Origin of the sequence: Actinomadura craniellae (assembly GCF_003289645.1) — a bacterium.
GTDB lineage: Bacteria > Actinomycetota > Actinomycetes > Streptosporangiales > Streptosporangiaceae > Actinomadura_D > Actinomadura_D craniellae.
The window spans coordinates 63,462-76,698 of sequence record NZ_QLYX01000005.1; the positions used below are offsets into that span (position 1 = coordinate 63,462).

Consider the following 13,237-nt stretch of genomic DNA (forward strand, 5'->3'; position numbering starts at 1 on the left):
CAGTATCACTGGACGAGTTGGCCCGACGTAAGAGCGTCCAGCCGATCAGATCAGCTGACGACCTGGCGCAAGATGGCGTCTTCGACACTGACGAAGAACTTGACGCTTTTCTTGCTCATGTCGCCGCCTCGCGTCGGGCTGATCTAGCCTGAACTCTGATGGAACGCGTTGTCCTCGACACCGATTTCGCGTCGCTGAGCCTCAAGCGCCGGCTGCCTCCGGCGATTCTGGCGAAGCTGATCGGCAAGCAGCCGTGTATCACGTTCGTGACGTTGGGAGAGCTGACCCAGTGGGCCGAACTCCGCCAGTGGGGTCGGCGCAACCGTGAAGCACTCGGCTACTGGCTAGATGGCGTGATCGTCCTGCCCTACACCGACGACGTGGCGACCACCTGAGGCCGCATGTCGGCCGCCGCCATCCGCCGTGGCCGTCCCCGTCCGGCCAACGATTCGTGGATCGCTGCGTGCGCCCTGTCGTACGGGCTCCCGCTGGCGACCCGCAACGTCAAGGACTTCACCGACTTCGCCGAACACGAGGGCCTGACGCTCATCACCGAATGACCCTCCGGGCCTGCCGACTCGCGAACTCCTCAGCACGGTCAGGGGTCTCAGGCGCTGAATGCCCAGGTCAGAAACCGGTTCCCGACCTGGGTTTCGGGTGGGTGGAGCCTGGGGGATTCGAACCCCCGACACCCGGCTTGCAAAGCCGGTGCTCTGCCAACTGAGCTAAGGCCCCTCGCCCGATGTGGGCGTTGCGTGGACAGCCTACCGGCGGTGGGGGGTCAGTGGGGTAGGGCGGGGGTCGGCAGGGGCAGGTCGGCGATGCTGTCGACGACGTGGGTGGCGCCGGCCTGGTGGAGGAGGTCGCGGGGGTGGGCGCCGGTGAGGACGCCGACGACCAGGGAGGCGCCGGCGCGGCGGCCGGCCAGCATGTCGGCGGCGGTGTCGCCGCAGACGGCGATGTGCCGCACGTCGTCGACCCGGAACTTGAGGGCGGCGGTCAGGACGAGGTCGGGCCAGGGGCGGCCGCGGCCGCCGTCCTCCGGGCACAGGGCGAGATCGACGCGGTCCCACCAGTCGAGGGTGTCGAGCACCCGGCCGAGGTTGCGGCGGCTCAGACCGGTGATCACGCACACGCGTACCCCGGCACCGGCGAGCCTTTCCAGGGTGCTCTCGGCGCCGGGGACGGGAGTGAGGCCGAACCGGTCGACGGCCGCGTCGTAGGACTGCTCGAACGACAGGTTCGCGGCTCTGGCCCGGGCCTCGTCCGCGGGGAAGAGCCGCCGGAAGACCTCGATCTTCGAGTGGCCGCGCGATTCGCGGATGTGGGCCATCGCGCGATCGTGGGCGGCGGTGCCCGCGACGATGCCGAGGGAGCCGAGTGCCTCGTTGAACGCCGTTTCGGCGAGGTCGGAATCGGAGACGGTGGTGCCGGCGAGATCGAGGCAGGCGAGCGTGATTCGCTCCGCTTCGGTCACGCCGAGGCCTCCCTCGATCCGCTCTCGCCTCCGCGCGTTACCGGCGTGTCAGCTGTCGGAGGAGGTGGCCTCGGTCCACAGGTCGAGCTCGGCCCGGTCCTGCTGCAGCCGGCGCCAGACCATGAAGCCGCCGAGCGCCACGACTCCGAGAACAAGCAGCTTCTTCATGCTGGAACCCCTTCACCTCGACTGTGCAGTCTCCTACCCGGGATGCGGCGCCGCGCGCCCCCTTCCCGGGCCCTTCCGCAGCCTAGCAACCGGCCGCCCGGAGTCAGTACATACCGACCGGATACCTATCCCAGCAGGGAAATTAACGCCGTCCGGGTAGCGCCGGCGCCACCCGGACGGCGTGCGTTCAGCGGCCGAGGCCCTTGTCCAGCCCGGCCCGGCGCAGGGCGTCGGCCATCGCGCCGCCGCCGGACGGTGCGGACCGCTCGGGGCGGGGCCGCCCCCGACCGCCGCCGCCACCGCCACCATCCCGGGGCCGCCGCTCGCGTCCGGTGTCGGGCTGCTTGCGGTCGGCCTCGTCGTCGAGCCGCAGCGTCAGCGAGATGCGTTTGCGCGGGATGTCGACGTCCAGCACCTTCACCTTCACGATGTCGCCGGGCTTGACCACGTCGCGGGGGTCCTTCACGAAGTTCTTGGACATCGCCGAGACGTGCACCAGCCCGTCCTGGTGGACGCCCACGTCCACGAAGGCACCGAACGCCGCGACGTTGGTGACGACGCCTTCGAGGACCATGCCGGGCAGCAGGTCGGACAGCTTCTCCACCCCGTCCGCGAAGGTGGCGGTCTTGAACGCGGGCCGGGGGTCGCGACCGGGCTTGTCGAGTTCGCTCAGGATGTCGGTGACGGTCGGCAGCCCGAAGGTGTCGTCGACGAAGTCGGCGGGCCGCAGCCCGCGCAGCATCGAACCGTTGCCGATCAGCGACTTGATCTCCGTGCCGGTGGCCTTGAGGATGCGGTGCACCACCGGGTACGCCTCCGGGTGCACGCTGGAGGAGTCCAGCGGGTCGTCGCCGCCCGGGATGCGCAGGAAGCCGGCGCACTGCTCGAACGCCTTCGGGCCCAGCCGGGACACCTCGCGCAGCGCTCTGCGGGTGCGGAACGGGCCGTGCGCGTCGCGGTGCGCCACGATGTTCTCGGCCAGCCCTTCGCCGATGCCCGACACCCGGGTGAGCAGCGGCGCGGAGGCGGTGTTCACGTCGACGCCGACCGCGTTCACACAGTCTTCGACCACGGCGTCCAGCGAGCGCGACAGCTTGGTCTCGGCCAGGTCGTGCTGGTACTGGCCGACCCCGATGGACTTGGGGTCGATCTTGACCAGTTCGGCCAGCGGGTCCTGGAGCCGCCGGGCGATGGACACCGCGCCGCGCAGCGAGACGTCCAGGCCGGGCAGTTCCTGGGACGCGTACGGCGAGGCGGAGTAGACCGAGGCGCCCGCCTCGGAGACGACGATCTTGGTGAGGCCGAGGTCGGGGTGGCGTTTGATCAGGTCGCCGGCGAGCTTGTCGGTCTCGCGCGAGGCGGTGCCGTTGCCGATGGCGACCAGTTCCACGCCGTGCGTGCGGGCCAGCTTCTCCAGCGTGGCGATGGACTCGTCCCACTTCCGCCGGGGCTCATGCGGGTAGATGGTGTCGGTGGCGACCACTTTGCCGGTCGCGTCCACCACCGCGACCTTGACCCCGGTGCGCAGCCCCGGGTCCAAGCCCATGGTGGAGCGGGTGCCGGCCGGCGCGGCGAGCAGCAGGTCGCGCAGGTTGGCGGCGAAGACCCGCACGGCCTCGTCCTCGGCCGCCTGCCACAGCCGCATCCGCAGGTCGATGCCCAGGTGCACCAGGACCCGGGTGCGCCAGGCCCACCGCACGGTGTCGGCCAGCCAGCGGTCGCCCGGACGGCCCCGGTCGGCGATGTCGAACCGCCGGGCGATGCGCGCCTCGTAGTCGGTGGGACCCTCGACGGGCTCCGCGTCCGGCTCCATGGTGAGGTCGAGGATCTCCTCCTTCTCGCCGCGGAACATCGCCAGGACGCGGTGCGAGGGCAGCTTGGTGAACGGCTCGGCGAAGTCGAAGTAGTCGGAGAACTTGGCGCCGTCGGCCTCCTTGCCCTCGCGGACCCGGGCGACCAGGCGGCCGCGCGACCACATCTGCTCGCGCAGCGTCCCGATCAGGTCGGCGTCCTCGGCGAACCGCTCGACCAGGATCGCCCGTGCCCCGGCCAGCGCCGCGGCCGCGTCGGCGACTCCCTCGCCGACGTAGCCGGCCGCGGCGGTCTCCGGGACGAGCCCGGGGTCGGCGAGCAGCGCGTCGGCCAGCGGCTCCAGCCCCGCCTCCCGGGCGATCTGCGCCTTGGTGCGACGCTTGGGCTTGTAGGGGAGGTAGATGTCCTCCAGCCGGGCCTTGGAGTCGGCCGCCATGATCTGCTCGCGCAGCGCGTCGTCGAGCTTGCCCTGCGACTCGATCGACTCCAGGACCGCCGTGCGGCGTTCCTCCAGCTCCCGCAGGTAGCGCAGCCGGTCCTCGATCGTGCGCAGCTGGGCGTCGTCGAGCGTGCCGGTCACCTCCTTGCGGTACCGGGCGATGAACGGCACCGTCGCGCCACCGTCGAGCAGGTCGACGGCCGCCTGGACCTGCCGTTCCCGTACGCCGATCTCCTCGGCGATCCGCTGCTGAATGGACGTCGTCACGATCTTCCGCCTTCTCGATGGGCCAACGGGCTGCATTGTCGCGGGACCTGGCCCGCTTGTCGCGCCGCCCGGCAGGGCGGGGCCCATCTTGCCCTGCGAGTGAGACGGTCGTGGCCTCGGCCGGGGAAGTTCCACGTGGAACCAAAGATCAGGGAATGAGGATGACCTTGCCGGTGGTGGCCCGGTTCTCCAGGGCGAGGTGGGCCGCGGCGGCCTCGGCGAGCGGGAAGCGCGACGCCACCTGCGGGATCCAGCGGCCCTCGGCCGCCGCCGCCAGCGCCCGCTCCTCCAGCGGGCGCAGGCCGCCCAGCAGCTTGAGGATCTGCGGCCCGACGATGACCGAGGCGGTGAGGCCGCCGGCGAGGAGGTCGGCGGTGGTGACCTCCGTGGCCTCCCCCGAGGACCAGCCGAAGATCATCAGCCTGCCGCCCGGCCCGAGCAGCTTCATGGCGGCGTGCCCGGCCGCGCCGCCCACCCCGTCCAGCGCCACGGTCGGCGTGCGGTCGCCGAGCGCGTCCCGGACGGCCTCGGGCCAGCCGGCCTGGGTGTAGTCGACGGCCACGTCGGCGCCCAGCGCCCGGACGGCCTCGACCTTGGCGGCGCCGCCGGCCAGCCCGACGACGGTGGCGCCGATCGCGCGGCTCTCCTGGACGGCCAGGCTGCCGATCCCACCGGCCGCCGCGGTCACCAGCACCACGTCCGACGGCTCGATCCGGGACAGGGCCATGATGGCCGCCGTGGTGCGCCCGGTGCCGATCATCGCGACGGCGGCGTCCTCGGCCAGCCCGTCCGGCAGGGCGTGCAGCGCGGACTCGTTCGCCACCGCCAGTTCGGCGTACCCGCCGCTGGCCGCGCCCAGGTGGGCGACCACCCGCCGCCCCAGCCAGTCCCCGGACACGCCGTCGCCGACCGCGTCCACCACCCCGGCGACCTCGCGGCCGGGGGTCATCGGCAGGTCCGGCCGCGGGAACGGCCCGCCCTGCTCGCCCGCCCGGATGAACGTGTCCAGCAGGTGGATCCCGGCCGCGCGCACCTCGATCCGCACCTGCCCCGGCCCGGGGGCGGGGTCCTCGACCTTCTCGTACCGCAGGTTCTCGGCCGGCCCGAACTCGTACTGCCTGATGGCGTGCATGCCCACTCCTCTTGAACGGCTGAGCCCAGGCTGCAACCTCGACCCGGCTTGAGGTCAACTGCCGGGACGGATGAGGGCGTTCTCGTAGGCGAAGACCGCGGCCTGGGTGCGGTCGCGCAGGCCGAGCTTGGTGAGGATGCTGCTCACGTGGGTCTTCACCGTCTGCTCGGCGATCACCAGCTCGGCGGCGATCTCCGTGTTGGACAGGCCCCTGGCGACCAGGACGATCACCTCGGTCTCCCGCTCGGTGAGCTGCGCGACCCGCCGCCCGGTCGGACGCCCGGCCGAGCCCTGCCGGGCGAACTCGGCGATCAGCCGCCGGGTCACCGAGGGCGCCAGCAGGGCCTCGCCGGCCGCCACCACCCGGACGGCCTCGGCCAGCGCCCGGGCCGAAGCGCTCTTGAGCAGGAACCCCGACGCCCCCGCCCGCAGCGCCTCGTACACGTACTCGTCCAGGTCGAAGGTGGTGAGCACCACCACCTTGGTCCGGTCGGCGACCAGCCGGGTGGCCGCGAGCCCGTCGAGCACCGGCATCCGGACGTCCATCAGCACCACGTCCGGGGCGAGCGAGTCGACCAGGTCCACCGCCTCCCGCCCGTCGGCGGCCTCCCCCACCACGTCGATGTCGGGCTGGGCGTTCAGCAGGACGGAGAAGCCCTCCCGCACCATCTCCTGGTCGTCGGCGAGCAGCACCCGGACGGTCACCGTGCCCCGCCTTCCTGATCGGGCCGTTCGCGGGATGGGCCCACCGTCATGAAGCCGCCTCCCGCCAGGCCCCTGAAAGGCGGATGAGGTGGCTCTGCCCAGGGTGCCGCTGTCATGATGCCGCCTCCCGCCGCCCTGCGCCGGGCCGGGCTGGACAAGGGCCTCGGCCGCTGAACGCACGCCGTCCGGGTGGCGCCGCCGCTACCCGGACGGCGTTGATTTCCCTCCGCTCCCCGAAGGGCGGATGGGGTGGCCCCACCCGGGGTGTCGCCGTCATGGTGCCTCCTCCCCGGCGCCGGGGAGCACGGCGGCGACCTCGTAGCCGCCGTCCGGCAGGGGACCGGTGCGCAGCGAGCCGCCCAGCATCGCGGCCCGCTCCCGCATCCCCAGCAGGCCGTGGCCGGGCGGGGAGCCGGGGGCTCCGGCGGGGGACGGCCCGTTGGCCACCCGCAGCTCCAGCCGGTCACCGAGATGGTCGATCTCGACGCGGACCTCGGCGCCCGGCGCGTGCCGCAGCACGTTGCTCAGCGCCTCCTGGACGATCCGGTACGCCGACAGGGCCACCCCCGGCGGCAGCGGGCGGGGGTCGCCCGAGACCGCGAGCGCCACCGGCAGCCCGGCCTCCCGCACCCCCGTCACCAGCTCGGGCAGGTGGTCCAGGGTGGGTTGCGGTACCGGCTCCGCCGTCCCCGACTCGTCGCGCAGCAGGCCCAGCACCCGGTGCAGCTCGGTCATCGCCGCCAGCGCGCCACCCCGGATGGTCTCGAAGCCGCGGACGAGTTCCGGGGGAGGGTCGGCCACCCGGTACGGCGCCGCCTCGGCCTGGACGGCGATCACGGACATGTGGTGCGCCACCACGTCGTGCAGCTCGCGGGCGATCCGGGCGCGCTCCTCCAGCAGGACGAGGCGGTCGCGTTCCTCGCCGCGCAGCCGCTCGGCCCGGGCCAGCCGGCGCAGCGCCTCGCTCCGCCCGCGCAGCGCTCCGACCACCGCCAGCACCGCCCCGGCCAGCAGCGGCATCGTCACGATGGCCTCGCGGCCGGGCACCACGAACGCCACCCCGAACCCGGTCGCCAGGGTCAGCACCCACATCTCCACCAGCACCCGCGGCCGGACCCGGGCGCCGGCCAGCGCGAGGACGTTGAGGTGCACGGCGAACGCCGGGCCGGGCCAGAGCGTCCCGCCGGCCAGCGAGATCGCCATGCCCACCGCCAGCGACAACCACCAGCCGGACATCGGCCAGTACAGGCAGAGCGGCAGCGCCAGCGCCTGGGCGACGCTCAGCGCCCCGGCCAGCGGGTTGGGCACGCCGAAGTCCTCGATCAGCGTGTGCCAGGAGAACCCGGCCAGGAACACCCCGTACAGCCCGGCCAGCGCGTGCGGCAGCCAGCCCAGCCGGGTCGGCAGCAGCGGGGTGCCCGCACCGGGCGCCAGGTCGGCGCGGATCCGCCGCATCCAGCTCCGGTCCATGTTCAAAGATCACCCCCGGCGCCGTGCGCCTCCGGCAGAGCCTCGGGCGTCCCTGCCGCCCACCCGGACCGATCCGCCGGGTCCGGGCCGTGCACCCCCATTGTGGGCTCGGACGTCACGCGGACGCACCCACCAGGTCCACCGCCGTCCCACCGCACGGAGCCCCCGTCTCGGGCCCGGCCGCCGTACCGGCGCACCCGCCAGGTCCCACCACACCCAGCCGCACGGAACCTCCGCCGCGGACTCGGACGCCGGGCCGCCGCACCATCGCGCCTCGCCGCACGGAACCTCCGCCGCGGACTCGGACGCCGTACTGGCGCACCCGCTGGGCCGCCGCACCATCGCGCCTCGCCGCACGAAACATCCGCCGCGGACTCGGTTGCCGCACCGGCGCACCCCCAGCCATCGGTCTCGGCGTCGCACCAGCCCCATCCGTCCAGCGGCGCGGAACCTCCGTTCCAGACCTCTGTTCCAGGTCCAGGCACCGGCCCGGCCTTCGCCACAGGCTCAAGCATCACGCCGGCGCACCACCAGGACGGCGGCGGCCAGCGCGAGCAGGCTGTAAGCCAGCAGCAGAGCCAGGGATGGCCATCCGCCCAGGCTGCCGGTGGCCGCCGCGGAGGCGTCGGAGATCCCGATCAGCTTCTGCAGCGGGGCCGGTGGGGCGGCTCCCGTGATCCACCGCTGGAGGTCGCCGAAGAGCGGGCCGAACAGGGACGGCACCAGCATCAGCCCGATGACCGCGGTGATCGCCCCGGCCGAGTGGCGCAGCAGGGCGCCCAGCGCCAGCCCCAGCAGCGTGGCGGCGGCGAAGCACAGCGCGACGCCGGCCAGGGCGGGCATCGGCTCCCCCTGGGGCCGGTCGGCCAGGAGCAGCGTGCCCAGCCCGTAGGCGGCCGCGCAGGAGGCCAGGCCGATCACGAAGGTCACCGCCGCCGCGAGCAGGGCCTTGGCCAGCAGGACCCGGCCGCGCCGCGGGCAGGCGGCGAAGGTGACGTCGATCATCCGGGTGCCGTACTCGCCCGAGACGACCAGCACCCCGAAGATCCCCGCGGTGATCTGGGCGGGGACGGAACCGGTCAGGCTGCCGGCGAACACGCTGTCGGTGGGGTGCAGGCTGCCGGTGAGTCCGACGAACACCGCCAGGGCCGGGGTGAGCAGCGCCATCACCAGCGGGGTCAGCGTCGTGGACCGCACCGTGCGGGCCTTGGTCCACTCGGCGTGCAGCACCTTCCTCATGCGGCCCTCCCCCGGTACTCGACCGCGGTCTCCGTCATCCGCGTGTAGACCTCCTCCAGGGAGGACAGCAGCGGCGTCAGCTCGTGCAGCACGATTCCGTGCGCGGCGGCGATTGCGCCGATCTCCGCGGCGGGCAGGCCGCCCGCCCGGAGCCCGCCGGTGTCGGGCCGGACGTCGGCGCCCCGGGCGGCGAGCAGGCCGCCGAGCCGTACCTGTTCGGGGCTGCGGACGCGGCACCGCTCGCCCGAGTGGCGTTCGATGAACTCCCGCATCCCCGTGTCGGCGAGCAGCCGGCCCCGGCCGATCACGATCAGCCGGTCGGCGGTCTGCTCCATCTCGCTCATCAGGTGGCTTGACAGGAAGACCGTCCGGCCCTCGGCGGCCAGGTCCCGGAGCAGGCCGCGGACCCAGCGGATGCCCTCGGTGTCCAGGCCGTTCACCGGTTCGTCCAGGATCAGCACCGCGGGGTCGCCGAGCAGTGCCGCCGCGATGCCCAGCCGCTGCCGCATGCCGAGGGAGAACTCCCCGGCCCGGCGGCCCGCGGCGGCGGTGAGGCCGGTCAGGTCCAGGACCTCGCCGACCCGGCGCGCCGGGATGCCGTTGGAGTGCGCCAGCCAGCGCAGGTGGTCGCGGGCCCGCCGGCCGCCGTGCATCGCTCCGGCGTCCAGTAGCGTGCCGACGGCGCGCAGCGGCTCGGGGAGCGTGCGGTAGTCCCGGCCGCCGACCGTGGCGGTTCCGGTGGTCGGCGCGTCCAGCCCGACGATCATTCGGATGGTGGTGGATTTTCCCGCGCCGTTGGGGCCCAGGAAGCCGGTCACGCTGCCCGGCCGGACCCGGAACGACAGCGCGTCCACCGCGAGCGTGTTCCCGTACCGCTTGGTGAGGTCCGTGACCTCGATCATCGTGTCCCCTCTCCGTTCGGGGAGCACGTTAGGAACGCCGCGGGCCGCCGGGCATCCCGCTGTGGAGCGGGCTTCCCGGCTGGCTCTGGAGTATGAGGCCGGTTGGCAGGGGTTGCCGAAAAGGTCGGTGCCGCCGGGTGCCGAGACCGGTGATCCACCCGATGACCTGGCAGGGGCTCGCAGCGGACGGTGTACTTACTGAACGTCCAACCAGTAGCTGCGGGAGGGTCACAATGAGCAAGCCCGAAGTGAAGATCTACGACATCATGGCCTGCAACGTCTTCTGGGACTTCGAGGGCGGACTGCCCCAGGAGCAGCACAAGTTCCTGGTCTCGTTCTTCCCGACGCCCGGCGCCCCGACCCCGGACCTGATCGAGAAGATCGTCGCGCGCGGCCCCGGCGGGTACGAGGTCGAGTTCGCCAACCAGAAGTTCCACGGGGGCAACCTCAACGGCTGGATCCACGACCGGGTGTTCGACTCGTACTGGTACATGGTCAACCTGTCCACCGGCTTCATGCCGGAGGGCGTCTACACCATCGAGGTCACCGCCAGGGACGGCTCGGTGGCGAGCCGGTCGCGCACCCAGCGGGACGAGCCGACCCGCACCCTGGTGTCCGCCTACCGGGCCGGCAAGCAGAAGATCCTCGACTCCTACCATCCGACGAAGGCCGCCCCGCCGGAGCCGGGCGCCCCGCTGCGGGACGTGAAGAGCGGGTGGACCACGCTCAAGGAACTCGAGGACGTCGACGCCTACTACATCTACCGGCTCTCCGAGGGCGGCTCGATCGCCGAGTTCAACACCCAGCGGCTCGTGTGGTGGGACAACATCTTCGTCCAGCGCAACATCGGCAAGGACCTGACCGCCGGGCTGAACCGGGGCGAGGTCACCATCGAGGCCGAGCTCAAGCCGGGGCAGAACTACGCGTACTTCGTCGAGACCACCGACAGCAACGTGCAGAGCGAGACCAACATCTGCATCTTCCAGCCGCACCAGTACTTCACCACGCCCTGACGGAACCGGTGCCGGGTGACGCACTCCGTTCCGGCGACCGGCCCTACGGTGGCCTGACCGGTCCGGTCCGGGTGGCTCGACCGAACCACGGCGGGCACCCGGACCGGAGCGGGCCACGAGCCGGACCGCCGCCCCCAGGGGGCGTCGGATGATCCGAGCGGGTTGCCGGGGGATTGTGCCGAAGGGGCCGAACGGTCAGGCCTGGTGGAGTTCTCCCTCGCTCCGAAGGCGCTCTGGTCGTTGCGGAAACCTGCGCATCAGCAGACCCTGGGACGGCCGTGGCGGGGGCTGTTTGATCAGGCTGTTGCCAAGAAGTTATCCACAGGGCTGTGTGGCCATCCACGACTGGAATTCTGTCCACTTCTGTCGGGATATGCCCCCTGAACAGCCCGGATTTCCGAGCCCGCAGGCCGTCATCCACAAAGTTTTCCACAGCCATCCACAGGGGTGTGGATGGCTGATACTGGGGGCATGCCCGAGCTTCCCGAAGTCGAGGCGCTGGCCGGTTTCCTCCGCGAGCGCGCCGTCGGCCGCGCCATCGCCGGTCTCGATGTCATCGCCGTCTCCGTGCTCAAAACCTACGACCCGCCGATCACCGCGCTCGGCGGGCTCACCGTGACCGGCGTCGCCCGGCACGGCAAGTTCCTCGACCTCGACGCCGACGGGCTGCACCTGGTCGTCCACCTGGCGCGGGCAGGCTGGCTGCGCTGGCGCGACGGCCCCCCGACCGGCCCGGCCCGGCCCCGCAAGGGGCCGCTCGCGCTGCGGCTGCACCTCGACGACGGTTCGGGCTTCGACCTGACCGAGGCCGGCACCCGCAAGGGGCTCGCGGTCTACGCGGTGCGCGACCCGGCCGAGGTGCCGGGCATCGCCGCGCTGGGCCCCGACCCGCTGTCGGAGGAGTTCACCGCCGCGGCACTCGCCGAGATCGTCGCGGGCGCCCGCACCCAGATCAAGGGGCTGCTCCGCGACCAGCGCGTGATCGCGGGCATCGGCAACGCCTACTCCGACGAGGTGCTGCACGCCGCCCGGATGTCCCCCTTCAAGATCGCCGCCACTCTGACCGGGGACGAGGTCGAGGGCCTGCACCAGGCGATCGTGACGACCCTGCGCGACGCGGTGGGGCGCTCGCACGGGCTGGCCGCGGGCGACCTCAAGGCCGAGAAGAAGATCGGCCTGCGGGTGCACGGCCGGGCCGGTCAGAAATGCCCGGTCTGCGGCGACACCGTCCGCGAGGTGTCCTACGCCGACCGCGCCCTGCAGTACTGCCCCACCTGCCAGACCGGCGGCAAGCCGCTCGCCGACCGCCGGATGTCACGCCTGCTCAAGTGACGTCGGCCCCGTCCTGCGGTCAGGTGGCGCCCAGCGTGGGGGCGATCTTCGACCAGCGGCTGATCTCGCAGCCGTTCTTGCGGTTGAAGGAGGCGTTGACGGTCTCGCCCCGCCAGGTGCCGGTCACGGTGGCCGACTGCGGGCCGCCGTAGATCTCCGTGCACATCTGGCTGGGGGGCACGGGCTCGTACCACCGCCCGGCCCGGGCCAGCGCCGCACACGACTGGGCTGCGGCGGGATGGTCTCCGCCCGCCGGGTCGCAGGTGAGGGTCCAGGTCCGTGGCTTCGCCGAAGCCGACTCGCGTACCTGGACGGTGAGCTTCGAGGCGCCGGCGGGGGTCGGCGAGACGGCGGTGGGGCTGGTGCCGGCCTCGTCGTCGCCCCCGCAGCCGGTCAGTACCAGCGCCGACGCGGTGAGAGCGAACAAGAGGTACCGCATGCGGATTCGACGCGGGCGGGTCCGAGCGGGTTCCATGGGACTCGTGATGATTTTCGGGGAAGACGTCCCGGCGGTGGACGCGGCCCAGGTACCGCAGCAGGCATACCTTCTCGACGTGCGCGAGCCCGACGAATGGCAGGCCGGGCACGTCCCGGACGCCGTGCACATCCCCATGGGGGAGCTCAGCGACCGCGCCGCCGAGATCCCGCGCGACCAGGACGTCTACGTCATCTGCCGGTCGGGCATGCGCTCGGCCCAGGTCACCGTGGCGCTCAACAACGCCGGCTGGCAGGCGCGCAACGTGGACGGCGGGATGATGGGCTGGGCCGCCGCGGGCCGTCCCATGGCCACCGACCACGGGGCCGAACCGTACGTGGCGTGAATCTCAGCAGGCGCCGATGCAGTTCCGGCGGAACAGTTCGGCACCGGCGACGGTGGCGGTGAAGTCCCCGCGCATCCAGTCGGACCTGGTCACCTCCGCCGCCTCGGTGATGGTGCCGGTGAGGGTGATCACCTTGCCGTTGGTGGTGCGCCCGGTGCAGCTCACCGGGGTGTCGTCACCGCCGGTGGGGGGCTGCACGGTGCAGGTGAGGTCACCGGAGACGGGTATCCCGGCGGCCTCCGCGATCGCCGCTGCGCCGAGGACCTCGATCATCCCTTCCCGTTTACCCTGCTCGAAGCCCGACTTGACCTCGGAGCATCCGGTGAGGGCGAGCAGGGCGGCGAGCATCAGGGCCGCGCTTCCGAGGGGTTTCACGCGGGCAGCGTAAACCGCACCGACCCCCAGGAACCAGTGGCGACGGGGATGTAGCACTCGCCACAACCGGCCACGACCGTACCGC

At 72.5% G+C, this 13,237-nt stretch carries 15 protein-coding genes and 1 tRNA gene; 5 read left to right on the plus strand and 11 right to left on the minus strand.

Features of this window, described 5'->3' with window-relative positions; genetic code table 11:
* Window positions 1-158: 158 nt before the first annotated feature.
* Complete coding sequence (locus DPM19_RS35680) at window positions 159-395, plus strand: PIN domain-containing protein (RefSeq protein ID WP_199485048.1); 237 nt, start codon at window positions 159-161, stop codon at window positions 393-395.
* A 6-nt stretch (window positions 396-401) separates the two neighbouring features.
* Entirely contained in the window at window positions 402-560 is a 159-nt protein-coding gene (locus DPM19_RS35685) for a PIN domain-containing protein (RefSeq protein ID WP_199485049.1), read from the plus strand.
* 102 nt (window positions 561-662) lie between these two features.
* Here DPM19_RS35685 and DPM19_RS12495 read toward each other — a convergent pair.
* From DPM19_RS12495 to DPM19_RS12530, 9 genes are all read right to left on the minus strand, one after another.
* A tRNA-Ala gene (locus tag DPM19_RS12495) sits at window positions 663-735 on the minus strand.
* Between the two features lie 46 nt (window positions 736-781).
* Complete coding sequence (locus tag DPM19_RS12500; protein ID WP_111866576.1) at window positions 782-1,477, minus strand: HAD family hydrolase; 696 nt, start codon at window positions 1,475-1,477, stop codon at window positions 782-784.
* A 48-nt stretch (window positions 1,478-1,525) separates the two neighbouring features.
* Window positions 1,526-1,645, minus strand: a complete 120-nt coding sequence (locus DPM19_RS36250) for a DLW-39 family protein (RefSeq protein ID WP_233510083.1) — start codon at window positions 1,643-1,645, stop codon at window positions 1,526-1,528.
* Window positions 1,646-1,832: 187 nt separating this feature from the next.
* Complete coding sequence (locus DPM19_RS12505) at window positions 1,833-4,163, minus strand: Tex family protein (RefSeq protein WP_111866579.1); 2,331 nt, start codon at window positions 4,161-4,163, stop codon at window positions 1,833-1,835.
* Between the two features lie 148 nt (window positions 4,164-4,311).
* Window positions 4,312-5,295 (minus strand): zinc-binding dehydrogenase, encoded by a 984-nt coding sequence (locus tag DPM19_RS12510; protein WP_111866581.1) that lies wholly within the window; start codon window positions 5,293-5,295, stop codon window positions 4,312-4,314.
* Between the two features lie 54 nt (window positions 5,296-5,349).
* The gene (locus DPM19_RS12515; RefSeq protein ID WP_111866584.1) at window positions 5,350-6,000 is read right to left on the minus strand and encodes a response regulator; all 651 of its coding nucleotides are present in this window, start codon (window positions 5,998-6,000) and stop codon (window positions 5,350-5,352) included.
* A 273-nt stretch (window positions 6,001-6,273) separates the two neighbouring features.
* A complete protein-coding gene (locus DPM19_RS12520; protein WP_111866586.1) occupies window positions 6,274-7,470 on the minus strand; it encodes a sensor histidine kinase in 1,197 nt (398 codons plus the stop codon).
* Window positions 7,471-7,977: 507 nt separating this feature from the next.
* Window positions 7,978-8,709 (minus strand): ABC transporter permease subunit, encoded by a 732-nt coding sequence (locus tag DPM19_RS12525; protein WP_111866589.1) that lies wholly within the window; start codon window positions 8,707-8,709, stop codon window positions 7,978-7,980.
* Complete coding sequence (locus DPM19_RS12530; protein WP_111866592.1) at window positions 8,706-9,611, minus strand: ABC transporter ATP-binding protein; 906 nt, start codon at window positions 9,609-9,611, stop codon at window positions 8,706-8,708. The genes DPM19_RS12525 and DPM19_RS12530 overlap by 4 nt, the downstream gene beginning before the upstream one ends.
* 233 nt (window positions 9,612-9,844) lie before the next feature.
* On the opposite strand from DPM19_RS12530, the gene DPM19_RS12535 reads away from it, so the two are divergent.
* Both DPM19_RS12535 and DPM19_RS12540 read left to right on the plus strand, forming a co-directional pair.
* A complete protein-coding gene (locus tag DPM19_RS12535; RefSeq protein ID WP_111866594.1) occupies window positions 9,845-10,624 on the plus strand; it encodes a hypothetical protein in 780 nt (259 codons plus the stop codon).
* Between the two features lie 471 nt (window positions 10,625-11,095).
* A complete protein-coding gene (locus DPM19_RS12540; RefSeq protein ID WP_111866597.1) occupies window positions 11,096-11,956 on the plus strand; it encodes an Fpg/Nei family DNA glycosylase in 861 nt (286 codons plus the stop codon).
* 19 nt (window positions 11,957-11,975) lie between these two features.
* Here DPM19_RS12540 and DPM19_RS12545 read toward each other — a convergent pair whose 3' ends face one another.
* On the minus strand, window positions 11,976-12,395 hold the full coding sequence (locus tag DPM19_RS12545) for an SSI family serine proteinase inhibitor (protein ID WP_111866600.1): 420 nt from the start codon (window positions 12,393-12,395) through the stop codon (window positions 11,976-11,978).
* 49 nt (window positions 12,396-12,444) lie between these two features.
* Here DPM19_RS12545 and DPM19_RS12550 point away from each other — a divergent pair, with 49 nt between their 5' ends.
* Entirely contained in the window at window positions 12,445-12,777 is a 333-nt protein-coding gene (locus DPM19_RS12550) for a rhodanese-like domain-containing protein (RefSeq protein WP_111867436.1), read from the plus strand.
* A 3-nt stretch (window positions 12,778-12,780) separates the two neighbouring features.
* Here the strand turns inward: DPM19_RS12550 and DPM19_RS12555 are convergent, their stop codons facing one another.
* Window positions 12,781-13,152 (minus strand): hypothetical protein, encoded by a 372-nt coding sequence (locus DPM19_RS12555; RefSeq protein ID WP_146778839.1) that lies wholly within the window; start codon window positions 13,150-13,152, stop codon window positions 12,781-12,783.
* Window positions 13,153-13,237 lie beyond the last annotated feature (85 nt).

Coding starts and splice junctions, on each gene's coding strand:
- DPM19_RS35680 (WP_199485048.1), top strand. CDS start 159: ATGGAACGCGTTGTCCTCGACACCGATTTCGCGTCGCTGAGCCTCAAG.
- DPM19_RS35685 (WP_199485049.1), top strand. CDS start 402: ATGTCGGCCGCCGCCATCCGCCGTGGCCGTCCCCGTCCGGCCAACGAT.
- DPM19_RS36250 (WP_233510083.1), bottom strand. CDS start 1,645: ATGAAGAAGCTGCTTGTTCTCGGAGTCGTGGCGCTCGGCGGCTTCATG.
- DPM19_RS12510 (WP_111866581.1), bottom strand. CDS start 5,295: ATGCACGCCATCAGGCAGTACGAGTTCGGGCCGGCCGAGAACCTGCGG.
- DPM19_RS12520 (WP_111866586.1), bottom strand. CDS start 7,470: ATGGACCGGAGCTGGATGCGGCGGATCCGCGCCGACCTGGCGCCCGGT.
- DPM19_RS12525 (WP_111866589.1), bottom strand. CDS start 8,709: ATGAGGAAGGTGCTGCACGCCGAGTGGACCAAGGCCCGCACGGTGCGG.
- DPM19_RS12530 (WP_111866592.1), bottom strand. CDS start 9,611: ATGATCGAGGTCACGGACCTCACCAAGCGGTACGGGAACACGCTCGCG.
- DPM19_RS12535 (WP_111866594.1), top strand. CDS start 9,845: ATGAGCAAGCCCGAAGTGAAGATCTACGACATCATGGCCTGCAACGTC.
- DPM19_RS12540 (WP_111866597.1), top strand. CDS start 11,096: ATGCCCGAGCTTCCCGAAGTCGAGGCGCTGGCCGGTTTCCTCCGCGAG.
- DPM19_RS12545 (WP_111866600.1), bottom strand. CDS start 12,395: ATGCGGTACCTCTTGTTCGCTCTCACCGCGTCGGCGCTGGTACTGACC.